The following is a 22,604-nucleotide window of genomic DNA, read 5'->3' as shown; positions in this document are numbered from 1 at the left end:
GTGTATTTTTTGTTACCTAAGGCCATTGGAAGTCGAAAAGAAACGATAATCATTATTCCTAAAACTGATAGAAGAAGAAATAAAAAACCGGTTGTAAAAAATTTTCTTGTTATTTTCTTGTCCTTGGTTGGTTTGTATAGGAGGGACATCCTTACGAGTATTATCTTCAAGAGGTAGCCTTTTACATTTAGCGATAAATTGATAACCATGCTTAGGTATCGTCTTTATGTAACTAGGATCCTTTGTTGAGTCTTGAAGTATTTTTCTGAGTGTAGATATGGCTTGAATAACGCTTGATTCATCCACATGAAAACCATTATCCGTCCATACAAGTTGATGTATTTTGTCTCGACTTAATATTTGATCAGGTCTTTCAATAAAAGCCAGTAAAATGTTACTTTCATTACTACCTAGCTAGGTAGTATTGTTACTACTCCCATTACTAGTGAGACTTTTTGCATTTGCATCAAAAATATATCTACCATTCAGAAGGTATTTATTTTCAGTTACCATTAAAACGCCTTATAATTCTTTATGATCGTTAGTTGACAGAACGATGTAGTTATTTTTCTTAAATTGTCATTGATCATTTCAACATTATTCACCCATAGGTTAGGAGCATTCAGTACATGCGATTCTTTTTGCATACAATAATTGGTTTTTTCATCGACTGAATCTGCACGTTAAAATCCTGCTTCATAGGTTTGTGCTTGAGTATCAAACATCTCTGTTTTTAATGTTGAGCTTATAGTACTGGCAAATACAGTCGAACTAATAAAAAGTGTGGAGCTAGTTGGAATGAGCATTTTTTCCATAATAGAGTCCTTTTTCTATATTGTTTACTCTATGGCTAACGAGCTACTATATTTTTTAAGTGGTTAAGGCAGGGTTAAGATAAGTGTAAAACAATGTAAAGAAAGGCAATGGATAATAGAAAGACGACATCATAACTGCGGCCATAGCATTGGTTAACTTGACCGTACCCTGCGGTAAGCCTAATGACTAAACTAACGCATCCGGTCTCGATACTATCAAGCAATGGTTAACGAAATAAGAAGCATGGCCCATAGGGTGGTGAGGAGTCACATGACGATTTTATCCCTCCCCGTATTCTTTGCGTGATAAAGTTTTTCATCTGCTTGTTTGAATAAAGTATCTGTTGAAACATTTGTAGTGTCTGTGATATGGACAACGCCAAAACTTATGGTGATGTACTGGTCGTCATCGATGGGTGTTATAGCCAGCTCGTGGCGGATATCATTTAGCCTTTTAATGACGGTATTGGTATCTGTGTCAATAAATATCAGCGCAAATTCCTCGCCACCATACCGAGCAACAATATCGTAGTTGTTTCTTATGTGTTTTTTAAAGATATTTGCCACCAACACGAGTGCCTGATCCCCCACCACGTGACCATATTTATCATTAATGTTTTTAAAGTGATCGATATCGCATATAACGAAAGTTAACCTCTGGTTATGTTGCTGAGTGTATTCTAATGTTTGTTGGAATGTTTGTTTTAGGCCTCTGCGATTATATAGCGAGGTTAATTCATCGGTTACTGAATCTTCTAACAAGTTTTGATTTTCATCTTGCAAGTGGGATGTTCTTTCCATCACCTTCTGTTCTAAATTATGCATAACATCAGACAGCGTGTTTGCCATAGAATTCAAACCTTTACCGAGTGTATTAATCTCTTTAACGGAGCTTAGAGGCTGTTTAATTTCTTGAATACTTTTAACGTTGTTTTGGCTTACGGCACTACATAAAGTGTGTATTGGCTTGCCAATGCACCATGCAATCAAAGAACCGATAAAAGCAATAACGATAAAAAGAATAAAAGTGATAACCAATGTTGTTTGAGTATATTCGGATAAAATTCTCTGATGATGAGATTGAGGGATAAGAATGCCGAGCAACCATGTTTTCTCGTATTTCAGAGCGATAGGTCGCACATAGTATAAGTATTTACCTTGCTCTGTATTAAGGTGATGCGTTCCACTTTTCAACGTGTGACTAGCAGCTTGTAATATTTTATTTGGATGGTTGCTTAAGTTGACTCGGACCGTCATGTCATTTGATTTTTTATAGAGCTGATTTTGCTCAGATGTCGCGATCAGATCGCCATTTAATTCTGAAATAAAAACGTGAGTGCCTTCCACTAATTCTAATGACTGGAGGTAATCATCTAATTCGATTAGCGCCAAGCTAGTTGCAGTCACACCGATAAGATTGTCGGCTTGATCGTATATGGGGGCAGATAGCCCAACTCCGAGCGCGGGATAACCAAAATAAGGGTGAATATCACTCCAGACCACGTCTCTTTTAGCTACGGCATTTTGATAGAACGGGCGCACTCTTGGATCATAGCTAAATGTTGGATGCTCTTTTATTTTTTGACCGATGAACTGTTTTGGATCGTGTTCAAAGCCTTGCATTATAAAGGGTTTATTGACGTAGTTCGCTGCAATGTTGCTTTGATTTTTTAAAATTGGATCCTGTGTTGACGCCATATAGCGACCATCAGTTGTGGCGACCGAAATAAAGGTGATATGAGGATAAGGTATTCCTTGTTCATAAAAGCGATGCGTTAATAGGTCTAAATTAGACAGCATTTCGGGCTTGTTGTAGAACGCTGTACGATTAATGTCAAGAATGGTGATTAGCGGCGAAGTAAATTCATAAACCCGATCATAAATACGATGTTCTACTTCTTTGATGTACTGTAAGCCTACGGTGTATGTGATGTTAGAAATCGTCACTGTAGAAACTAAATACATAATAATGCCAGCGGCTAACGTTAGCAGGACAAATGGGGTGATAATCAATTGGCGTAAGGAAATCGTTCGCACTTAAAATTCACTATATCTGTTTTTATAAAATATTGTAATTGAAGTTAAGTTTTTTCTAGAAACTCTATATTTAGTATGTTACTTATTTTATGGTGTTACAAATAATTATTAATAATAAAACCAATAAGGGTGACGACTGGTACAGTCAACTTATCCAAATAAAGCGTCAAAATTCAACTCACGACGCCCTATCCTGAATTTGGGATACAACTCACCCTACCCCATTCGATAAATGCTCGTTCGCGGAACAGTCGATAGTGTTTGGCTTGCATCAAATGTCTACCAGGTCGGAATAAGTTGTTCACCACACCATGGCAACTTAAGAATCGTTGCACTTGACTATGCGATTTGAATCGCCGCATTTGTCTTTCTTGCTGCCTCGTCGGTTGGTGGGACAACTCACATCCATTGTTTTCATACTGAATTGTAGAATGCTCATGCTCGGTAGTAATTCTTTTTTTGCCGAAGAATAACTGGCTAATTTGTCAGTCACAACTTTCAACGGCGTTGTGCATTCACCTTTCAATAAGCGCTTGAAAAATCGCAAGGCCGCTGCTTTATCTTTACGTTTTTGAACTAAAATATCGATCTCATCCCCATCTTGATCGACTGCTCGCCAGAGGTAATGTAATACGCCATTTATCTTGATGAACACTTCATCCAAATACCAGATATTTCCGATTTGACCACGGCTCTTTTTAATCTGGTTACAATATATTGAACCGTATTTTTTGCACCACTGCCTGATCGTTTCATAACTGACAATGCAGCCCCTAGCCGCTAATAATTCCTTTAATATCACGAAAACTGAGTGTGAAACGGTGATAAAGCCAAACTGCGTTGCTGATGATTTGAGCAGGATAGCGATAACCTGCATAGATATTTGAATTCTTCATCAGCAGATTATCGCATAGTTGATTGGCAAGCTGTTAAGTTGACAGTACCTTTGAGGGTGCCAAATACAAAGACTCTATCTAATCACATCGCTCAGTTTAAAAATGCGTAGGTCTCCACACCCAATTCCTTCTTCCTGAAAGCCAAGCAAACTTTCAAGTACGTTGAAATGAGCAACTATTACTACTTTTCTAAAATCTTGATATCGCTCCAGTACACTGATCACTCGAGATTTAAGGTTATAGGCTGTTTCATATTCAGCATTACGGCACTCTCTTCCGCTTTTTAACGAAGAGCGATATTCTTGCCAACGCCGATCCCTTTCTTCTAATTCTATGTAACCACCAGACATGTCCGCGATCCATTCTCGTAAGTCATGCTCGACAAACAGTTCCAGTCTATGCTGCCTGTTGATAATTTCTGCTGTTTGAAGCGCTCGAGTATAGGGAGATGAAATTATGATATCGGCATCAGAAAATACAGGTAGCTCAGATTGAGATTTAATGAATGGGATACACTCGCGTGTAATAGGTGCGTAGTCTTTTTCGAGTTGTGTCATTTTGCGTTCATCTGAGAGTCTATAATCTGGAACCCCATGACGAACAAAAACTATTTCCATTTAATTTCAAGTCCTTATATTACCCTCATATCAAACACAAGCTACTAATGTGCAGGGGGTATGTCAATTCTACTCAGCCAATAAAACTGAAAATTAAGCTTGCGTAAGATAAGACTAACGTTTGATCAAAGTGAATAGATATGTAGCCGAGAAACTGGGAGGGAATGGTTAAAAGATGCAAACTTTTAGGAGTTTTCTTTCACCGTTCCCCTTAGCTCTTGATCATTGAGTCGGTGCAGACAAGTTGGGACCGAAATTTATCGGCCTCAAACCTTGCAGCCAAACTAAGGGGCAAAAGTGCTTCAAACTGATTTTGCCACAGGCTGCTTCCCCTATTGGGTAAGACTAAGAAAACAAGAGGTAAATGACTGCAATCGCAGTGACAGGCACGAACAAAAAAAGAGTCACTAGTCTAAGCTGCTTGCTCGACTGACTCAACTCAGAAATTTCCTGTTTAAGCTCTTTTTCGGTCAACTTTTTCTTGCTCATCGCATACAACCTGTCAGGAGATTAGATTAGTTTCAGTATAGCAAAATCAGCCAAACTGCCGCTAGAACGAACGCGTTGAAACAAATCTTGCGGCAGATTCGTTTTAGCTGCAAGTTCCGTTAGAATGAAGCTGTCACAGCTCATCTATATTGACATCAATTTCTGGGGAACTCTCTCTTTGTTTAATGAGTTCTCTATCTTGTGCGTCTTCATACGCTTCAACCCAAGTCACTAGTTTTTCAAGTTCGTCACCTTCGGGTGTACCAGGTGCAACTACATCAAACAGGGACTCGATTCTCTTCATAGCGGCTTTATAATCGCTTTCTGAGGATTCTAGTCCTAGCTCACCCCATGAAACTGTTGCAAGCTCATCAGCGTGGGCAATATCAGGTGTAATACCCTTAAGCAGTTCTTTTTCTGATAACCTTTTCTTGCTCATAAGTCGCTTCTCGATTAAAAATGACATTAGATCATTTATAGCATAATGGCGGCTAGTCGTAATGTAGTACCTTGTTTGTCATTACAGAGGGATCCTGACGGGATAAGTACCAATCGATTCTGTCGTATTACTACATTCTAGTCGTCGTTGATACTTTTCGCCTTACACGTCGATATTCAGTGATTGTAACTTCTTAATCCTGAGCTCTTTGGGGCTGAGATTTTCTTCCTTCCAGATGTTTTTAATCGTACCGATACTCACGGTGATATTGTGCTGTTTTAACTCGATCATCAGTTGCATTAATGTGAGATGAGGGTTTTGCAAAGTTAATTCGATTATCTTATCTTCTGCACTTTCTGGTATGCGATTTTTACTGCGTTTTAGAGGCTTATTGATCCGCTTTAGCCCCTGAGGCCCTTGCTCTGCCATGATTTGCTGATAAGTGTAAAGTGTTTGACGTGAGCAGCCTAGAATACGGGCTTTTTTGAGGAGCTACCTCGCCCTAAAATGTAGTCGCACCAATAGGCCAAGTCTTAGGAACGGCATCATCATTTTGTGCCCAAGAACCCAACTAGCTTCTATTGGTCGGTCTTACCTGTTTATCATTATCGCTCTCTATTGATTATGCTGAGTGTATCAAGCAAGTTTTTCTGGCTGATACACTAAGTCATTTTTTAAGATGGCATAAGCTGTTCGTACCGTTTTATTTGCTAATGCTATCGCAGCTACTTTCTTCCCACGTATCTGATTAGTTAGCGCTAGATTTCTGGCTCGTTCCATGGATTGCATAGCTTGTTCTTCTACTGACTGAATTCGTATGCTATGGATATGGTCGAGAGATGAAGCAGTAGCAATCGCAAGAGTATCGTTTCTGTCGGTTTTTTGTCTTGTTTGAAACCCTTTCACCGACCTAGTATTAATGACTTTAACCTGGTGACCTGCTTCTTTTGCATATCTCGCCCAATAGTGGGCACTGGAGCACGCCTCCATGGATACTAAAGAAAGCTTTTCTTTAATTAAAAGTTGTTTTAGCTTCGCCCGACTTACCTCCCTATTATATAAAACCTTTCCTTGTGGGCTAACTTTGCATACTTGGAAAACATTTTTTGCCAAATCAATGGCGATAATATTATATTTATTCATTGTATGGACTCTTGTTAGGTTTTGGTCAACTTAAACGTAGCTCTCCTAGGAGAGGGAGTCCACCCGACCAAAGCCAGGCGTTGTAAGACGTTTCTGGACAGAACTGAGTCAATTACATTACTAAATTAGGATGTAACGGATTATCTCGCGTATGGAAAAGTAACGCCTTGCAAACGGACGACAACGCGATACCACCCAACTTAAAATTTTTGTCACTCTTAAATGCTTGTATGCGCTTATTTCACATACTCATCAATAAAGCTATTCAATTCAGTAATTGATTTTATTATATATAAAGACTTGTTCGGCGATATTTGTTCTAATTTTTGTGAAAAGCTATTATTCCAAAACTTTGGAGAAAGTTTTAACATTTTATAACTTTCTAAAGTTCCTTTTAAAACTGAGCTACCATCTGGCCAACCTTCAGGTTTAATAACCAAACCTTTAAAAAGTCGCTTTGTCACTAACCAATAACTGAGGAAATATGGTAAGTCTATATAGATCAATGTATCGGCCACATCTAATCGCTCATAAAATGACCCCATTGGACCAAAACCATCGATAATCCAAGAATCAGAGGATATTATATCTCCATGCTCTTTATCATATGTCTTTCGATCGACTAAATCTCCATTATTTTTATATACTATTGAATCTAATTGATACAACTGTATACCCGTAGCTGATGACAGACTTTTACTTAAAGTGGACTTACCACTACCTGGCTTGCCAAAAACTGCTATCTTTTTCATATTACCTCCATGACTGAGATTGAACCCATGAAGCAGAAATAAAAAATCCGCCTCTTGGGCGGATTTGATAACTTTCCACGCATCAAAAAACCACCATTCCTATGGAATGATAATAATTCGAGTTATCTGTTGCGTAATATTTGTATTCATAACTTTATTCTGTTCGTACAGTAAATTAATGTCAACTGCTAATCGGATTACGAGTGGTAACGAAAGCATATAACAGTTGTTATATGGACATTGTCCATATAATTATAAAGCAGATCCACTAAAGTTCTGTATCACAATAACTTAGTAAGTCTGAATATTAGGAAAATATTTTTCATAGTCAAACGTATCAATAATGATTTCAACTTCAATTCGTTTCAAAAGCTTTGTTAGTCGTTTCCTATTCGATGCTGTATCTGGCAATTGTGTTTGTTCTCTGCAACGTTGCCCTTTATAACGAAATTGTAAAACTAGTTTATTGTTGCGAACATTAATAACACCCATGCTAGTCTCCTTTAGATTCCGGTCAGTAACGAGTGGGTAGAAATACCGATCAGCATTTCCTCTTCTACTCGTTCCCAAATAAAAAGAATTTTCCTACCTCCAAATGGACGAATGTAGTGAATGCCTTCAAATAAAACAGAGTCTTTTAATTGTTCACGAATTACACGCGAATCATATTTGATACGCTCTGAAAGTTCTGTGGTTGTAAGATAGGTATCAAACGAGGAACAGTTACTCGGCTATATAACGAAACCGCTACTCGAGTAGACTTGGAAGTGATAGATAATCTTTGTGCCTATTTACAAATTAGTGTTGGGGGAGCTTTTTGAACATAAGAATGAATGTTCAGATTAGCTGAGCTTATATTGAGCTGATGAAATGTGAGACAAAAAATTTTATTACCCGATAAATAGATAATAATAAAATGGACACCGTTATGGCCACCACTTGGCCACCGTGTCCATACATGGAGGATAAAAACCGATATTTTTAAACGAATAGAAACGCAAAAACCCACAATAAAGTGGTTATTTTTCAAAAGGTTGGGATTGATAAAACAGAGGAGGAAACTTGGAGCGTGCAGCGGGAATCGAACCCGCATCATCAGCTTGGAAGGCTGAGGTAATAGCCATTATACGATGCACGCACATCGTCGAACGGTGCTTATAATGCCATATCAATAGAAAAATGGAAGCCCTAAAACAAATAAAATCAATGAAACTCAACTGTTTGCTCTAATTTTGTTCAGACCGAACAAATACCGTACAAGTTTTAAGCTAGTCCTATTATAACAACTTATAGCAACGTTTGTGTCGCATCTACAAAAATGAACTTAGATTCAGCAATGCTTTTTAATTCACAGTATTTTGTATTGGTTAAAGCTATATTTCTAAAGTCTTATTAGTTTGTTCTATGGGTGTAATCTTGGTGTATCGTCAATTGACAGAAGAACAACGCTTACAAATTTGGGCTTTACGTAAAGAAGGTAAAAACCAGTCTGAAATAGCGAAATCTCTCGCGATTCATCGTTCTACCGTGAGCCGTGAGCTCAACCGCAATTCTGGCCCATACGGGTATGAGCCTTTGTTTGCCCAAAAACTTGCGGCATATAGAAAAAAATTCCATCAACAGATCGTTGAAAAGCAATACACAGAATTAGTAGATGGGCTTGTTCATATTGGACTTAATAGAGAACAGTGCCAAGCATTTGTGCTTCACCACCATCCCGAACTTCCTATAACTCAATTGAATGAACTACTCGACACTTACACCTTTAAATAGATATTTTTTGCTCGAAAAGAGTAAAAAATGCGACAAATATCACATGTTGCACTTGCTAGAACGTACAGTCGTTCGTTGACAAAATATTTGTTGCACTTGCCTTTTCCTCGCACAGAAATAAACCATATAAGCGTATTTTTTATGTTGCAGTTGCTCATATTGCTCCACTAGTAAGCTTTGTTGCACTTGCTATCCAGGGAAACAAGTTGATTTATAAGTTATTGATTATAAATGAAATAAATCAAAATTATCATTGTGAGCAATATCACATCAGTCCTTTCTCATGGCCTATATATTTAAATCGTTCAGTAAAACTATTAAGGAGAGAAATCATGAGAACATTTAACCATGTGGGCATTCCAACAACCGTCGGACATCAGGGAGAAGTATTCTCTGAAGAGATGAAACTTTATTTGACTGATTTTAGTGAAAGTGAAAACCGGATTGAATGGCTACGCTTTGCCAAAGATAGCCCAATGCCTGAAGAGTTGAAAAATACGGCTCACATTGCGTATGAAGTTGACGACCTAGAAGAAGCCATAAAAGGAAAAACCATTTTGATAGAGCCCTTCAACTCAACCGAAAAGCTAAGAATTGCTTTTATTATGGATGACGAAGCTCCTATTGAACTCATGCAATATCTATAACAACCAAAACTGGACAATACACGAGCAAAAACTAATTCAATATGTCGAGTTTAATAACGTGAACAGGAATTAAGTTATGAAAAAATTCATCAACAACCCCGAAAATATAACCATTGAGTTACTTCAAGGTTACGGGATGACTTACCCTCAAAAAATTAAAATTGTATCTGAAAAAATCGTTGCGCGAGCGATATCCAAAGATCCAAACAAAGTGGCTATTGTCACGCTTGGCGGTTCAGGTCATGAACCTGCATTAAGTGGCTATGTAGGTGAAGGTTTGCTTGATTACTCAGTTGTTGGCGACATATTTGCCGCGCCTGGTGCACCGAAAGTGTTTGAAGCTTTGAAAATGGCCAATTGCCCAGCTGGTGTGCTGCTTATTGTGTTAAACCATGAAGGTGATGTCATGGCAGCAAAAATGGCAATGGAAATGGCAGAGCACGCAGGTATTAATGTAAAAATGCTCCTTACTCATGATGATATCAGTGCTGGTTTGGATACTGATGTAGAAGATCGTCGTGGTCTTGCGGGTTGCGTGCCTATTTATAAAATTGCTGGTGGAGCAGCGGAAGCGGGTTTGCCTTTGGATGAAGTTTATCGCATAGCAGAAAAATTTAATACAAATATGGCGACTCTCGCAGTAGCTATGAGCAATGCGACTCACCCTCAATCAGGTATGGTCATTGGTGACCTTGCAGAAGATGAAATGGAAATTGGCATGGGTCAACATGGCGAAGGCGGTGGTGGCCGTATGAAAATACAAACTGCAGATGACACAGCAAACATCATGCTTAACCAACTTGGTAAAGCTATCAACCTTCAAGCAGCCGATAATGTCATGTTAATGATCAATGGTTCAGGTGCGACAACCTTGATGGAAATGTTTGTTGTTGCTAGAGCATGTCATTTATATCTTGAAGATAAAAAGGTCACTGTCTCACGCTCTAAAGTGGAAGAAATATTAACAGTTCAAGAAATGGCGGGGTTTCAAATGTGTGTCGGCAAGTTTGACAAAGAAATACTTCAATATTGGGACAAGCCTTGTAATTCCCCTTATTGGACTCAGCATTAATTAGCTTCTCGCTACACTTTTTGCCTGACAAACAATAGCGCCCTACTTACATGTTAGGACATACGTAATAACACGATATACAGCATAAAAAGTCCGTTTCAATCGTAAATATTGCAATGCAGTAGGGCTTCGTATTGCTCAAAATAAGAGGTGAATGATGACAGTATTTAATCAAGATTTGTTAATAAGCATGCTTGGTACAGCGGCAAAAAACATCCAATCTCAGGTTGCCCTTCTCAATGAACTGGACGGTAAAACTGGCGATGGCGATCACGGTACCACTATGTTGCGTGTCTGCCACTGCGTCGACGAAACTCTGGCGGAAAAGAAGAAAGATTGGAATAAACAAATAGACACACTTGGTTGGAATATCATGAGCCAAGACGGTGGCTCTGCAGGAATGCTTATGGGGAATTTGTTCATCGGTATTGGCTCAGGACTTACGGCAAAAGAATTGAAACCAGTACAAGCTGCAGCGGCCATTCGCTCGGGTGTTGATCGTGTAGTCAAATTCAGCGGCGCCCATTTAGGTGAGAAAACAATGCTGGATGCTTTGATCCCTGCAACAGAAGCGTTGGAGAAAGAAGCACAACACGGATCAGAGATTGATGTGATGTTTGATTCTGCAGCAAAAGCCGCAAGAGAAGGTGCAGAAGCCACTAAAGCTATGATTCCAACACGCGGAAGGGCAAAAAATATGGGTAAAAAAGCCGTTGGATTTCTCGACCCAGGGGCAACAAGCATGGCGATTTTGTTTGAATCGTTTAATCAAGCTATTCATGAAAAGCATTGAGGAACATCACTATGGCAGATAAAGAGGGAATACAAATAGCAAAAGACTACGGTTTAGATTGCCCTATTCAACATCAATCATTTCACGTAAAGGGGATGGATCATGTTGATTGGGGTATGAAAGACAGGCTTAGTCGAATTTTTCGCCCAGAGACGGGTAAAACGGTCATGTTGGCTTTTGACCACGGATACATTATGGGTGCGACCGCGGGCTTAGAACGAATGGATCTTTCTATCGAACCATTAGTTCCATACGCTGACGCTTTAATGGCCACACGAGGTGCATTAAGAAGTTGCATTCAACCAGACCACAACAAACCCATTATTTTGCGCGCCAGTGCAGGCAGTACCGTTCTTCAGGATGATATGAGCGATGAAGTTATTGGTGTAGATATTGATGATGCTGTTCGTATTAATGCTTCATGTCAGGCGATTCAAGTGTTTATTGGTTCAAATGGCGAATGCTCTAGTTTACGAAACCTTGTCAACACCATTGATAGTGGGAACCGTATGGGAATACCTACGCTAGGCGTGACCGCTGTTGGTAAAGAAATGGCACGTACCACGCGTTATTTTATGCTGGCAACACGCGTGCTCGCTGAACTGGGGTCACACATTGTCAAAACCTATTACTGCGATGATTTTGAAAAAGTCGTTGCTGCTTGCCCGGTTCCCATTGTGGTTGCTGGTGGTAAAAAAATACCTATCGCGGACGCGTTGGACTTAGCCTATAAATCCATACAATCAGGCGCGGCGGGAGTCGATATGGGGCGTAATGTATTTCAGGCGGACGATCCAATTGCAATGATTAAAGCCGTTGGTGCTGTTGTTCATGAAGGACTTACACCCAATCAAGCGTTTGATTTATATCAGACTGAAAAAAGCTCAAGAGCTTAAGGAAACCGTTATGAAATTTTCACAATTTATTGTTATACCATTTATCGTGGCATTCTTAGCGTTTACAATTCAAATCGCAGATCAGTTACTAGCACCTATGATGCCGATAGCAGAAAATTCAGGGTTTGGTTGGATAGCATTTATCTCATGGGCAATGTACTTCATGGCTGGCTGTAATGTTGAAGGTGGCCAAAAAAGCTTCTTTGGTTACGTTTCGGGGATAGTAGCCTCTATAGCAATAATGGAAGGTGGTGGTGCATTGTCTTCGCTTGGTTTTATGGCATTTCCTATTGCGGTGTTTATCGTGGTCATACCTTGTATATGCTTAGAAAAAGTACCGTTGTTTGACTTTGTTCCTGCTTTGTTTGTTGGTGCAGGTACATTCTTTGGGATAATGTCTTACGTTGATGGTGCCACTTATCTAACAGCCACGATAACGGAACTTGTGTATTGCGTACTTGGTCTAGGATATGGGATGGTCACTATCCTTTTACGATCTCGATATGAAACTTACATAGAAAGTCACGATCACTCATCAGATCTTCATGCAACTCATTAATTAAATTACGACATCACTGTCAGTAATAGGAAAATATCGAGTCCCATGCCTCTGTCTTTCATATGCAGTAGAAACAGTCGCATGGGAATTTTTACACTTCTCCAATATTTGCATAAAGTTAAGTGCGTCTATATTCGATATCCGGTCACAATAATAGGTAACGGCTCAGTATCATGGCCAAATGATGCAAAATCGGTATTGCAACAGTAAATTCAACAGGTACTTTCACTTTCTGGCTGCAGTTTAGCCAGCTTAACTACTTCGGCTGCGAGTGAGTAAGAAAATAAAGTAGCTGCCACCTATTACTGATACGATCGTTCCCGCCGCTATTTGCGCAGGAAAGACAATCCACTGCCCAATTAAATCAGATACACACAACAAAACCGCGCCTACCATTGGAGCTAAAATTAGCTGAACTTTAACGTGCCGCGCGCCTAATAAGGTCGCAATGTGTGGCGCAAGTAAACCTACAAATGCCACCGGTCCCATTGTAGTCGTGACTGTGGCACAAAATACCGCCACTAAAGCAAGCAACATCACGTAGCTTATCGAAATAGGAAGACCTCTTGCTCGGGCAAATTGATGCCCAGTAGCCAACAGCGTTAACCAACGACTTAAGCGTAAACTGAGAAAAATACAAGCTATCACAACCGATATAGCTATCAAAGCTTCCTGACGACTGACTCGATAAGTAGAACCTGACAACCAACTGAGAATGGTGTATTTATCCGAGCCAACGCGGGTAAGTGAAAATTGCACTAACGCTTCTAATGTAGCGGTTAAAGCGACCCCTGTTAATACCAACATTGAGGGCGAAAATTGATGCTTACGCCCTAAGATTAGTAAGCCGACCAAGGTTGCGACTGCACCAGCAATGGCGACAAAAAAGCTCGTTTCGTGAATAGATACGCCAGTAATTAAACTGGTTAATACTAGAGCAAACACTGCACCAGATGATACGCCCAGAATATCAGGGCTGGCTAAAGGGTTGTAGACCAAGCGTTGTAAAATGACACCCGCGACTGCTAGCCCAGCTCCTGATGCAATACCAGCAAGTAAGCGTGGCCACAATATATCCCATTCAAAACGGTCAGGAATACGCAAGGTATGTACATCTCCAACGGGAACAAATAAGGTGACTGCTACAATAAGAATCGCTGCTATCGCCACACCGAAATAGGTCTTATCATTCAATTGAAGTCGACCTTTAGGCAAAGTAAGTGACAAAACGTCCTGAGCGTCAAACTTACGACGAGCAATCACAATCAACATCGGAGCACCAATAATGGCAGTTGCGGTTCCTGTTGGGATAAGATCCAGCGACCATTGGCTAATAAACACAGCAAGGCTATCTGTTAACAATAAAATTGCTGCTCCTAATACTGTCGCCGCTAACAATTCTTGACGCGCTCGAGTGTAGCCTAACGATCGAGCAATATTCGGTGCAATTAGGCCAACAAAGCTAATCAGTCCAACCGCAGTAATAGAAACGGAGACTAACCAAACGCCAATAAACGATAAAATAACAAAAGCGACTCCAGTATTTAATCCTCGCCCTTCTGCGCCTCTGGAGCCAAGGCTCAATACCTGTAGTATCCGCGGAGCAAAAAACACAATCGCGACACTTATCGCCAGTTTTGGCAGAAGCCATTTGACTAATTCCCAACCGTTTTGCCCTAAATCTCCCGTTCCCCAAATAAACAAATTATCAGCATACTGCTGATTTAAAAGAATAATAGCAGTAGCAAATGCACCAAGTAATAAGTTCACTGCCATACCAGCCAATATCACTGGCAAACCAGTTAAATTACGAAAACCGACTATTGATATCACCAGCATCATCGCTAATAACGCACCACTTAGTGCGAACGTTGACTGCCATAAAGAAGACAAGGATGGGAAGAGAACAGATAAAATCACCAGCCCCAACCATGCTCCAGCGGAAGTGCCCAAGGTAAGAGGAGACATTAAGCGGTTTTGTGTTAGCTGCTGAAATAAACTGCCTACTAAACCAAACATAGCACCAACTGCATTGGCCATAACTAAACGCGGCAAAGTCGCATCAACAAATGTGGTCCATTCAAACGAACCGCTGATGGACTGAGGTGAAAACAAAAGCGAATAATAGAAATCAACACTTGGACCAAACTGGCTCTGAACTACGGCGAGATGCAGTAATGCAGTACAACCAAAAACAATTAATACGATGCCGTGCTTCATTGTGCTGCTGCAACCTCCATCAGCGCATCTGCCATGGCTCGGGCATTATATAAAATAGACATAGCGCCACCGTAGCTCCAAACAGCTGAAACTGGCTGAACTTGATTAGATTTTACAAACGGCATACTTTGCCAAATAGCCGAACGCGCTAGAAAATCTTGACGATTAAACGGTTCAAAATACAACACGACATTATTACCAATCTTATTCAACTGAGCTAAGCGTATTTGAGTAATACCCCATTGAGAACTTGGTCGAGGCAGTGCGCTTTCAAAGCCTAATTGCTGTAACGCATATTGAGGTATTGAATTGTCCGCGTATAAATAAACCGACGTGGTACTGGCAAAACGAAAAGAAGACACTTTGGGCTTGCCGTAGTTGCCTTTATTTCCTTGATTATTTTGAGAAAACGCCGCTGACAATTGCTGTTTTAACTGTAAAAGCTCCTCATTCATCTGCTTAAGCTTGTTTTCCGCAAGCTGTGACTTTCCCAAGACGTGAGCAATTCTCTTGAAGTTGGTGATCGCTGCGGCAGCGTTATCATGCGCTTCACTGTAGGTTTGGTAATATAATACCGGAGCTATCTCTGCCAACTTAGGTGTAAGATCTTTCTGTGGAGACGCGACCAAAATAACATCCGGTTTTAGTTCGCGTAGCACTGCATAATTTGGTTCAACTCGTGTGCCAATATCGCGCGTTTCTCTTGGTACTTTAGGCGTTACTACCCATTCGCTGTAACCTTTTATATCTGGCATCGCAACGGGGACTATGCCCAACTCTATGACTTGTTCCGCAATATCCCAATTTAATGCAGCAACTCGAGTCGGAATTGCATCTAATGTTTTTTCACCGTCACTATCAACAACAACATAAGCGGCCATCGAAACATGATTGAGCAAAAAAAACGACAAAACAGCGAAGACTGCACGCTTGCCATGCCTGATTATAGTTAACATACGACAGCTACCTTATTATTCTGTGTTGGATGGTCTATTAATTTGATCGGTTTTTGGTATAAATCAGAAAGTGTTGCTTCATTAAGTACACCCTCAACTGAACCTTCTACGCTGACACGACCATTTTTTAAGGCAATAACATGGTCGGCGTAACGCAAAGTAAGATTAAGGTCATGCAGAATAACGATCACACCCTTACCTTGTTCTCTGTTTAACTGGCGAAGTAGATCAAGGACTTGGTATTGATGGTGAATATCTAATGCTGAAGTCGGTTCATCTAAAATTAAAATAGGTGAACATTGAGCGATCAGCATCGAGATCCAAGCGCGTTGCCTTTCACCACCCGATAAATTTTCCGCGGAATGATTTTGGTAATGGCTCACCCCCGTGCTTTGCATCGCATCATCGACAATTTGCTCATCCTCCTGACCAAATCTGCCAAACACTCCACGCCAAGGATAACGCCCTAACTTCACCAGTTCACGCACACTCAATCCAGATGCTTGCGGCAAGTGTTGAGGCAAATAGGCTATCTGCTGAGCCAAACGCTTGGTGGTTAAGTTGGTCATGCAAGAATGGTTAAGTTTAATTACGCCACTATCCGGTTTCTGCTGCCCAGCCAAAACATCAACCAATGTTGATTTACCCGAGCCGTTATGTCCTAAAATAACCGTAAATTTATCCGAAGGTATATTAAGCTCGGCGATATCAAGTACCGTTTTTCCACCTTTAATAATTGAGATGCCTTCTAGCTGAAACATAACTTATTCTCTTTCACTAAAACGCTCAAAAATAGCCTTTCAACTATTTTTGAGCGATATGACTATAAAATTGATATCGAATTAGAATTTGATATCTACATTAAATTCTAATGAACGTTCCGCACCATACCAGCAGTTAATCTCGTCGTAGCAGGTGTAAGATTGCTCATCAAATACGTTATTCACTACCAAATTTGCTGACGCATTAGACAGTGATGGATTCAGTTCACCTAGATCATAGCCTAACGACAGATCGGTGATTACATACGATGGCACCATACCAGCGGTATTCTCAGCGTTCATTTGCATTTCACCAACATAACGCGCACCACCACTTATCCGAGTGCCACTTAACGAACCATCAAGCACATAATAGTTAGCCCATAAGTTAGCTGAATGTTTAGGTGTATAAATTGGTGTCGTACCTTGCAACCCGTTTTCTGTATCTTTGGTAATTTCCATATTCACGTAGGTATAGCTAGCTTGTACATCAACCGATTCATTGATAAACCAACGCCCTTGTACTTCAACCCCTTGCGAAGTCAACTCACCTACCTGTAGGTTAGCACCCCACGGGTCATCTGGATCCGCCATAAGGGCATCACTTTTAACTATATGAAATAGAGAGATCGTTGCTTCATGTGACATGTCGTTAGAAAGATATTTAATACCACCTTCTACTTGTTGACCGATTTCAGGATCATACGTATTGCCGTCACCATCTAGACCAGCTGCAGGTTCAAAACTGGTTGCATAACTAACAAACGGAGACAATCCATTAGCTAGCTCATACATAGCACCAACACGGTAGGAGAACTGTTTTTGATCCGCTTCTTCATAATTTTCGTAATCATACCAACTGCCTGAATACGAATATTCCCCTGTATAATCACTTTCTGATTCGTACCAATCGTAACGTCCACCCGCGATAAAGATCCAACGGTTATAGCGAATCTGGTCCTGGAAATAAACGCCTAACTGCTCAACAGAAATCTTATCTAAATAATCGGCATCTTTATCGAGTGAACTGGCGTCGATAAGATCATTATTTGGGTTGTAAAGATTAAACCCGCTTACTGTTCCGTAACTAATGTAGTTACTTTCACCATCAAGCTTTTGATAATCGATACCAAATAGTAGGTTATGCTCAACTTTCCCCGTGAAAACTTGGGCCGATAATTGATTATCAATTGCAACCCCCTGTGAAGACTCATCGGTACTGTATATATAGCGATCAAGGCTGCCTGTCGTTTCATCGAATTGACCGTCGACGTGATAGGTATTTTTTTGCAGTAGATCCGCATCGGTATAGCGCGCATTTTGTAGGAATGACCAACCATTGCCAAAATCATGATTGATTTTATATCCCAACATAAGCACTTCACGTTCAAAACTGCTCCAGTTTACATCCCCAGCAGAGGTACTTGAGGAGGTTGAACCATACTCACCACTAATGATTGGTAAAGATGAGTTAATTCCCATTGCCGGATCATTTTGGTAATACAGATTAAAGTTAATCAAAGTACGATCAGACACTTGCCAATCAACAGAAGGGGCAAGCACATAACGCTCTTCTTCTGCATTATCCACTTGGCTGTCTTGTTTACGCGCCAACGCAATAAAACGATACGATAAGTTACTATTCTCTATTTGCCCTGTAGTATCTATCGATGCTTCCATCAAATCACGTGAACCTGTGGCGAGACCTACATTCGTACTAGATTCTGCTTGTGGTGATTTAGCAATAATATTTACCATACCACCTGGCGGCATTGAACCATACAAAACCGATGTTGGTCCTTTAAAAATCTCCACTTGTTGCATGGCAATCGGATCGATTTGTGGTTGAAGGTTCCATCCTTTCAGAAATTGCAGTGACAAACCATCATAATAGCTTTGCTGAACATCAAAACCACGGATATTGAATGTATCGTACATGGTGACTGAAGAACCTTTATTTTCGGTCGACACACCAGGTGCATAACGCAATGCTTGGTTCAACGATTTTACTGAGCGTTGTTCTAGTAACTCATTTTCAATAACTGAAATACCTTGTGGCGTTTCTTCTGGTTGTAACGCCGTTTTAGTCGCTGTATTTCGATAGGTAGAACCTAATACAGTGACGCTTTCAAGGTTGTCGTTTTCCACTTCTTCTGCGCTAACGATAGGAGAAGAAAAAAAGCTAAATAGCGCAATAGAAATGGCCGAACGTTTGAATGATATTATTTTGCGATCCATTGTAAACACCAGTTGTAAATGATAATTAATCTCGTTTGTGGATTTTACAAAGTTTACATTTGGATAGTTAACAATTTGGTGCAAAGTAAGCTAAATTTCATCAACATGCTTGAATTGGTAGCCAATACTCAACAACTTGCTCATTCGAGTTTGAATCAAAATCAGCAGGATATTTTTCAATTTCGTAACCATCAATGGCAATATAACCAGAACTTGGCAACCAATGCAGCAACACCCACTCAATAGAAGAGGCCAATTCATCTAGAGGTCCAGAATGTCTAATTACTGCATAAGTCTGGCTGGGAATGTTCAGTAACTGCATTCTCTCCATCGCTTGATTATCAGCATGCATGGCTAATTTACCGAGCTCAATGCCTGCCCAATATTTAATCTTAGATTGATTATTGGAAAGCATATCAAATACACCTAAGTGGTCGACACGACGGCAATCAATCCATTGATTAAACGACGCCCAAATTTCAGGTATTCTTTGATGAAAATTAGGGTCACTAGCGAATATTCCGGTAATTTCATCGGAAATACCTAATAACGTAAAGGCATCTTCACTGTTAATACGTACATCCACTAAGGCACTAGTGCATCTAGCATATTGCAAAGAGCAAGTTGGGTAATGCAGAGGCTTACGTAACCCGGTTCTTCTTTTGGCTTGACGATAAGCCCGAGGACTAATGTGAAACATTTGTTTGAAGGCGCGACTAAAGCTGATCTCGGAATTAAAACCATGGTCGAATGCAATATCGATGATTTTGTCGGACGAATCTAATAAACGTTCAGCCGCATTGCTCAAGCGAAGCTCTCTTACATAAGATGCCACACTCGTGCCAGTCAGTCGTTGGAAGACCCGCTGAAGTTGCCAACGAGACCAACAGCTATGAGTGGCAATTTCCGTTAATGAGATCGATTCAGAGATATTTTGGTGAATAAACGCCAAAGTGCGCTGTATTCTTACGTCTCCCGTCGCCATTATTGGCTGTGTGCCCAATTGGTTCATTTCAACATTCCCTCTTTAGTCTAAATGAGAGTCTATCAAATATTTAAATGAGAATTAATTGCTTTTGAGAATTTATCTCATTATTGTGGCAGGCTATTTCTTAAAAACCAAAACATTATCAGCTAATGGATACTCTATTTCATCATCAACTTTTTGATTTGTCTAAACAAGTTACACCTTATCTTTCTGGAAGCATTGCGCCTGCAAGTAAAGGACAAATTTCACTCTCGGTTAATTTGTCTGATGCAATTGGGGCACTGTATTGTGACATATCTCGTTCAAACGAAGAGGCGGGTAAAGGCTATTGGATGACCAGGTGTTGGGAATGTGTTATCTGGCAACCGGTTTATCTCGCATTTATTTCCATTTATGCTTTAAAAGGGTTACCACAGCTAACAACTCTTTCGCAAAAAGTACAGTCTTCATCAGTATATGGCTTTCATTTTCCATCTCATCAACATATACATGGTGAACACGAGCAATTAATCAAAATAGCCGGTAAACAATTAGATCAGTTATTTTCTGTCTATCTGCAACAGATGAATAATCATGTGCGCATTCGGCCCGGTTATGCGAATCATTTACTCGCTGATCTGATCCTTAGTTGCTTAGTAAAACTGCAACAAGGTTTAGCATTACAACAAAACCATACGGTAGTCCAAGATCAACACTCAAGCAGTCAGAATGACTACTTTCAACAACAAGCCCAACTTTGGTTTGAAGCATTGCAGTTACCAACAACACTGTTGCGGGGATTAAAAAGCAATAATCCAGATCGCCTTGAGTTGATTCGAACCAGCTGTTGTTTGGTCTATCGATGTGAACAAGGCACGTTGTGCGATAATTGTCCTCGTAACCATGCCTAATGTAGCCATTTGTTATGCAACAACACGTGGTTAACCACCTCTAACCATCTCGATAAACTTCAATACAAAAAAAAGCAGAACGGCTTACTTACGCGCTCTGCTTTTTAATCAACTTTCTACTGCACAATCAATTTATAAAACTGTTCCGTTATAAAACGATTACTTTGTAAAACAATGGTGTTACATAGTCAGAATAATAATACCCAATGTATTACGCGTTTTCTGTTTCTGTTCCAGCACCGCTCACTTCAGCGTTATAAATTGTTTCGTCTAACTCACCTTCACTTTTCGCGATAAGTACAGAAACCATCATGTCACCACATACGTTCACTGTAGTACGAGCCATATCCAAAATACGGTCGATACCAGCAACAATCGCCAAACCTTCAATAGGCAGGCCAACCGTAGTAAGAACAAGTGATAACATAATCAAACCTGCACCCGGAACACCAGCTGTACCTACAGAAGCAAGAGTTGAAGTTAAGATGATCAGCATATAATCAGACATTTCAAGATCAATACCAAATGCTTGGGCGATAAACAGAGCACACACCCCTTGATACAGCGCCGTACCATCCATGTTAATGGTTGCACCCAATGGCAATACGAAACTTGAAACCCCCTTAGATACACCCAGTTCTTCGCGGCTTGCTTTGATGGTCGCCGGAAGCGTACCAGAGCTACTTGTTGTAGTGAACGCTACCGCAGCTGGGTTCATTAATGCTTTAATATAACGAGCTGGGTTTAAGCGTCCAACAAGGCTGATGATGCCAGTATAAAAAACCAATACATGAACTAGGCTACCGATATACGCAACGGCAATAACCTTAATGAGTGGCATCAAAATATCAACGCCATATTTACCAGCAACCCATGCCATTAAGCCAAACACGCCAAATGGTGCAAGCTTCATAACAAGTTCGGTCAGTTTGTACATTGCTTCCGCTAAGCTTTCAAAAACCGCAATTGCTGGTTTTGCTTTTTCGCCAATCAAAGTTAAAGCGATACCCAAGCCCAGAGCAAAGAAAATGATTTGCAAAATGTTACCTGCAGCTAAAGCACCTACCGGGTTTTTAGGGATAATGTTTAATAGTGTTTGTACTAAAGGCGGCGCTTCTTTAGCCACAATATCTGGGTTTTCGGCAACCATATTAAGGCCAGCACCCGGTGTAAATACCGCGGCAAAGCTCAAACCGATAGTAATAGCTATCGCTGTAGTACCAAGATATAAAATAATCGCTTTAGCACCGATACGACCCATTTTACGTGAGTCTTGCATGGAGGTAACACCAACGATCAGTGAACAGAAAATCAAAGGAACAATCAGCATTTTGATTGCATTAATGAATAGCGTACCAATTGGTTTAAAGACTTCAGCATCAGGGCCCATTACTGCACCCACTACCACACCGAGGACCATGCCAATTACGATTTTTTTCCACAATTCCATTTTATTCCAAAAGCCACCACTTACCTGTGGTGCTGAATCCTTTCTAGTCATAGTACTTTCCTTTTATTGCGTAATTTTCAACCGGCTACTCACGACACTAACCATTGGAAAAGTCAGTAGCCCAAGTGTCTACATTTACAATTAACATATTTGTAATTAAGGTTTTTTATCAA

The 22,604-nt window shown here is 40.2% G+C and carries 22 protein-coding genes, 1 tRNA gene and 2 pseudogenes; 8 read left to right on the top strand and 17 right to left on the bottom strand.

The window, feature by feature from the left end; genetic code table 11:
- Positions 1 to 12: 12 nt before the first annotated feature.
- From ACLKML_RS05510 to ACLKML_RS05465, 10 genes and pseudogenes are all read right to left on the bottom strand, one after another.
- Positions 13 to 402: pseudogene (locus ACLKML_RS05510) on the bottom strand (winged helix-turn-helix domain-containing protein); the annotation flags it as partial.
- 281 nt (positions 403 to 683) lie between these two features.
- Positions 684 to 815: a hypothetical protein gene (locus ACLKML_RS05505; RefSeq protein WP_413282715.1), complete on the bottom strand. Its 132-nt coding sequence runs from the start codon at positions 813 to 815 to the stop codon at positions 684 to 686.
- A gap of 267 nt (positions 816 to 1,082) precedes the next feature.
- Positions 1,083 to 2,852 carry a diguanylate cyclase gene (locus ACLKML_RS05500; RefSeq protein ID WP_413282714.1) on the bottom strand — a complete coding sequence of 590 codons (1,770 nt, stop codon included), beginning with the start codon at positions 2,850 to 2,852 and terminating at the stop codon, positions 1,083 to 1,085.
- 188 nt (positions 2,853 to 3,040) lie between these two features.
- Positions 3,041 to 3,729, bottom strand: a pseudogene (locus ACLKML_RS05495) (IS6 family transposase).
- A gap of 93 nt (positions 3,730 to 3,822) precedes the next feature.
- Positions 3,823 to 4,365, bottom strand: a complete 543-nt coding sequence (locus tag ACLKML_RS05490) for a histidine phosphatase family protein (RefSeq protein ID WP_413282713.1) — start codon at positions 4,363 to 4,365, stop codon at positions 3,823 to 3,825.
- 622 nt (positions 4,366 to 4,987) lie between these two features.
- Positions 4,988 to 5,293 (bottom strand): hypothetical protein, encoded by a 306-nt coding sequence (locus tag ACLKML_RS05485; RefSeq protein WP_413282712.1) that lies wholly within the window; start codon positions 5,291 to 5,293, stop codon positions 4,988 to 4,990.
- A 162-nt stretch (positions 5,294 to 5,455) separates the two neighbouring features.
- Positions 5,456 to 5,767 (bottom strand): helix-turn-helix domain-containing protein, encoded by a 312-nt coding sequence (locus ACLKML_RS05480; RefSeq protein WP_413283728.1) that lies wholly within the window; start codon positions 5,765 to 5,767, stop codon positions 5,456 to 5,458.
- A gap of 162 nt (positions 5,768 to 5,929) precedes the next feature.
- Positions 5,930 to 6,436, bottom strand: coding sequence for an IS110 family transposase (locus ACLKML_RS05475; protein ID WP_413282711.1), 507 nt, complete (start codon positions 6,434 to 6,436; stop codon positions 5,930 to 5,932).
- Positions 6,437 to 6,672: 236 nt separating this feature from the next.
- Positions 6,673 to 7,188, bottom strand: coding sequence for an adenylate kinase (locus tag ACLKML_RS05470; RefSeq protein WP_413282710.1), 516 nt, complete (start codon positions 7,186 to 7,188; stop codon positions 6,673 to 6,675).
- A 291-nt stretch (positions 7,189 to 7,479) separates the two neighbouring features.
- Complete coding sequence (locus ACLKML_RS05465; protein ID WP_413282709.1) at positions 7,480 to 7,680, bottom strand: Arm DNA-binding domain-containing protein; 201 nt, start codon at positions 7,678 to 7,680, stop codon at positions 7,480 to 7,482.
- 209 nt (positions 7,681 to 7,889) lie between these two features.
- Here ACLKML_RS05465 and ACLKML_RS05460 point away from each other — a divergent pair, with 209 nt between their 5' ends.
- Positions 7,890 to 8,009: a helix-turn-helix domain-containing protein gene (locus tag ACLKML_RS05460; protein WP_413283727.1), complete on the top strand. Its 120-nt coding sequence runs from the start codon at positions 7,890 to 7,892 to the stop codon at positions 8,007 to 8,009.
- Positions 8,010 to 8,251: 242 nt separating this feature from the next.
- On the opposite strand, the gene ACLKML_RS05455 is transcribed toward ACLKML_RS05460, so the two are convergent.
- Positions 8,252 to 8,326 (bottom strand) — tRNA-Gly (locus ACLKML_RS05455).
- Between the two features lie 266 nt (positions 8,327 to 8,592).
- Here ACLKML_RS05455 and ACLKML_RS05450 point away from each other — a divergent pair.
- The 6 genes from ACLKML_RS05450 (at position 8,593) to ACLKML_RS05425 (ending at position 12,928) form a co-directional block, all read left to right on the top strand.
- Positions 8,593 to 8,961, top strand: a complete 369-nt coding sequence (locus ACLKML_RS05450) for a helix-turn-helix domain-containing protein (RefSeq protein WP_413282708.1) — start codon at positions 8,593 to 8,595, stop codon at positions 8,959 to 8,961.
- 332 nt (positions 8,962 to 9,293) lie between these two features.
- Positions 9,294 to 9,608 (top strand): VOC family protein, encoded by a 315-nt coding sequence (locus ACLKML_RS05445; protein WP_413282707.1) that lies wholly within the window; start codon positions 9,294 to 9,296, stop codon positions 9,606 to 9,608.
- Between the two features lie 76 nt (positions 9,609 to 9,684).
- Entirely contained in the window at positions 9,685 to 10,680 is a 996-nt protein-coding gene (locus tag ACLKML_RS05440) for a dihydroxyacetone kinase subunit DhaK (protein ID WP_413282706.1), read from the top strand.
- Between the two features lie 154 nt (positions 10,681 to 10,834).
- A complete protein-coding gene (locus tag ACLKML_RS05435) occupies positions 10,835 to 11,473 on the top strand; it encodes a DAK2 domain-containing protein (protein ID WP_413282705.1) in 639 nt (212 codons plus the stop codon).
- 11 nt (positions 11,474 to 11,484) lie between these two features.
- Entirely contained in the window at positions 11,485 to 12,369 is an 885-nt protein-coding gene (gene lsrF, locus ACLKML_RS05430) for a 3-hydroxy-5-phosphonooxypentane-2,4-dione thiolase (RefSeq protein ID WP_413282704.1), read from the top strand.
- Positions 12,370 to 12,379: 10 nt separating this feature from the next.
- Positions 12,380 to 12,928: a DUF1097 domain-containing protein gene (locus tag ACLKML_RS05425; RefSeq protein ID WP_413282703.1), complete on the top strand. Its 549-nt coding sequence runs from the start codon at positions 12,380 to 12,382 to the stop codon at positions 12,926 to 12,928.
- Between the two features lie 252 nt (positions 12,929 to 13,180).
- Here ACLKML_RS05425 and fhuB read toward each other — a convergent pair whose 3' ends face one another.
- The 5 genes from fhuB to ACLKML_RS05400 form a co-directional block, all read right to left on the bottom strand.
- Positions 13,181 to 15,148: a Fe(3+)-hydroxamate ABC transporter permease FhuB gene (gene fhuB / locus ACLKML_RS05420; protein ID WP_413282702.1), complete on the bottom strand. Its 1,968-nt coding sequence runs from the start codon at positions 15,146 to 15,148 to the stop codon at positions 13,181 to 13,183.
- Positions 15,145 to 16,104 carry an iron-siderophore ABC transporter substrate-binding protein gene (locus ACLKML_RS05415; RefSeq protein WP_413282701.1) on the bottom strand — a complete coding sequence of 320 codons (960 nt, stop codon included), beginning with the start codon at positions 16,102 to 16,104 and terminating at the stop codon, positions 15,145 to 15,147. Before ACLKML_RS05415 ends, fhuB begins: the two co-directional genes overlap by 4 nt.
- Positions 16,098 to 16,865, bottom strand: a complete 768-nt coding sequence (locus ACLKML_RS05410; RefSeq protein ID WP_413282700.1) for an ABC transporter ATP-binding protein — start codon at positions 16,863 to 16,865, stop codon at positions 16,098 to 16,100. The genes ACLKML_RS05415 and ACLKML_RS05410 overlap by 7 nt, the downstream gene beginning before the upstream one ends.
- Before the next feature lie 81 nt (positions 16,866 to 16,946).
- Positions 16,947 to 19,103 (bottom strand): TonB-dependent siderophore receptor, encoded by a 2,157-nt coding sequence (locus ACLKML_RS05405; protein WP_413282699.1) that lies wholly within the window; start codon positions 19,101 to 19,103, stop codon positions 16,947 to 16,949.
- A gap of 100 nt (positions 19,104 to 19,203) precedes the next feature.
- Positions 19,204 to 20,115 carry a helix-turn-helix domain-containing protein gene (locus ACLKML_RS05400; protein ID WP_413282698.1) on the bottom strand — a complete coding sequence of 304 codons (912 nt, stop codon included), beginning with the start codon at positions 20,113 to 20,115 and terminating at the stop codon, positions 19,204 to 19,206.
- A gap of 125 nt (positions 20,116 to 20,240) precedes the next feature.
- Between ACLKML_RS05400 and ACLKML_RS05395 the strand changes: the two genes are divergently transcribed.
- A complete protein-coding gene (locus ACLKML_RS05395; protein ID WP_413282697.1) occupies positions 20,241 to 20,981 on the top strand; it encodes a siderophore ferric iron reductase in 741 nt (246 codons plus the stop codon).
- Positions 20,982 to 21,192: 211 nt separating this feature from the next.
- Here ACLKML_RS05395 and ACLKML_RS05390 read toward each other — a convergent pair whose 3' ends face one another.
- Entirely contained in the window at positions 21,193 to 22,482 is a 1,290-nt protein-coding gene (locus ACLKML_RS05390; RefSeq protein ID WP_413282696.1) for a dicarboxylate/amino acid:cation symporter, read from the bottom strand.
- Positions 22,483 to 22,604 lie beyond the last annotated feature (122 nt).

It is taken from the genome of Vibrio sp. MA40-2, assembly GCF_047302445.1.
Classification (GTDB): domain Bacteria; phylum Pseudomonadota; class Gammaproteobacteria; order Enterobacterales; family Vibrionaceae; genus Vibrio.
The sequence above is the reverse complement of the archived record's forward strand: the minus strand, read 5'-3'. Positions and strand labels throughout refer to the sequence as shown.

What these genes read in the sequence shown, in the direction of transcription:
- ACLKML_RS05490 (WP_413282713.1), bottom strand. Translation starts at nt 4,365, where the DNA reads ATGGAAATAGTTTTTGTTCGTCATGGGGTTCCAGATTATAGACTCTCA.
- ACLKML_RS05445 (WP_413282707.1), top strand. Translation starts at nt 9,294, where the DNA reads ATGAGAACATTTAACCATGTGGGCATTCCAACAACCGTCGGACATCAG.
- ACLKML_RS05485 (WP_413282712.1), bottom strand. Translation starts at nt 5,293, where the DNA reads ATGAGCAAGAAAAGGTTATCAGAAAAAGAACTGCTTAAGGGTATTACA.
- ACLKML_RS05505 (WP_413282715.1), bottom strand. Translation starts at nt 815, where the DNA reads ATGGAAAAAATGCTCATTCCAACTAGCTCCACACTTTTTATTAGTTCG.
- ACLKML_RS05415 (WP_413282701.1), bottom strand. Translation starts at nt 16,104, where the DNA reads ATGTTAACTATAATCAGGCATGGCAAGCGTGCAGTCTTCGCTGTTTTG.
- ACLKML_RS05450 (WP_413282708.1), top strand. Translation starts at nt 8,593, where the DNA reads ATGGGTGTAATCTTGGTGTATCGTCAATTGACAGAAGAACAACGCTTA.
- ACLKML_RS05390 (WP_413282696.1), bottom strand. Translation starts at nt 22,482, where the DNA reads ATGACTAGAAAGGATTCAGCACCACAGGTAAGTGGTGGCTTTTGGAAT.
- ACLKML_RS05425 (WP_413282703.1), top strand. Translation starts at nt 12,380, where the DNA reads ATGAAATTTTCACAATTTATTGTTATACCATTTATCGTGGCATTCTTA.
- ACLKML_RS05475 (WP_413282711.1), bottom strand. Translation starts at nt 6,436, where the DNA reads ATGAATAAATATAATATTATCGCCATTGATTTGGCAAAAAATGTTTTC.
- ACLKML_RS05440 (WP_413282706.1), top strand. Translation starts at nt 9,685, where the DNA reads ATGAAAAAATTCATCAACAACCCCGAAAATATAACCATTGAGTTACTT.
- lsrF (WP_413282704.1), top strand. Translation starts at nt 11,485, where the DNA reads ATGGCAGATAAAGAGGGAATACAAATAGCAAAAGACTACGGTTTAGAT.
- fhuB (WP_413282702.1), bottom strand. Translation starts at nt 15,148, where the DNA reads ATGAAGCACGGCATCGTATTAATTGTTTTTGGTTGTACTGCATTACTG.
- ACLKML_RS05405 (WP_413282699.1), bottom strand. Translation starts at nt 19,103, where the DNA reads ATGGATCGCAAAATAATATCATTCAAACGTTCGGCCATTTCTATTGCG.
- ACLKML_RS05470 (WP_413282710.1), bottom strand. Translation starts at nt 7,188, where the DNA reads ATGAAAAAGATAGCAGTTTTTGGCAAGCCAGGTAGTGGTAAGTCCACT.
- ACLKML_RS05400 (WP_413282698.1), bottom strand. Translation starts at nt 20,115, where the DNA reads ATGAACCAATTGGGCACACAGCCAATAATGGCGACGGGAGACGTAAGA.
- ACLKML_RS05435 (WP_413282705.1), top strand. Translation starts at nt 10,835, where the DNA reads ATGATGACAGTATTTAATCAAGATTTGTTAATAAGCATGCTTGGTACA.
- ACLKML_RS05465 (WP_413282709.1), bottom strand. Translation starts at nt 7,680, where the DNA reads ATGGGTGTTATTAATGTTCGCAACAATAAACTAGTTTTACAATTTCGT.
- ACLKML_RS05395 (WP_413282697.1), top strand. Translation starts at nt 20,241, where the DNA reads ATGGATACTCTATTTCATCATCAACTTTTTGATTTGTCTAAACAAGTT.
- ACLKML_RS05410 (WP_413282700.1), bottom strand. Translation starts at nt 16,865, where the DNA reads ATGTTTCAGCTAGAAGGCATCTCAATTATTAAAGGTGGAAAAACGGTA.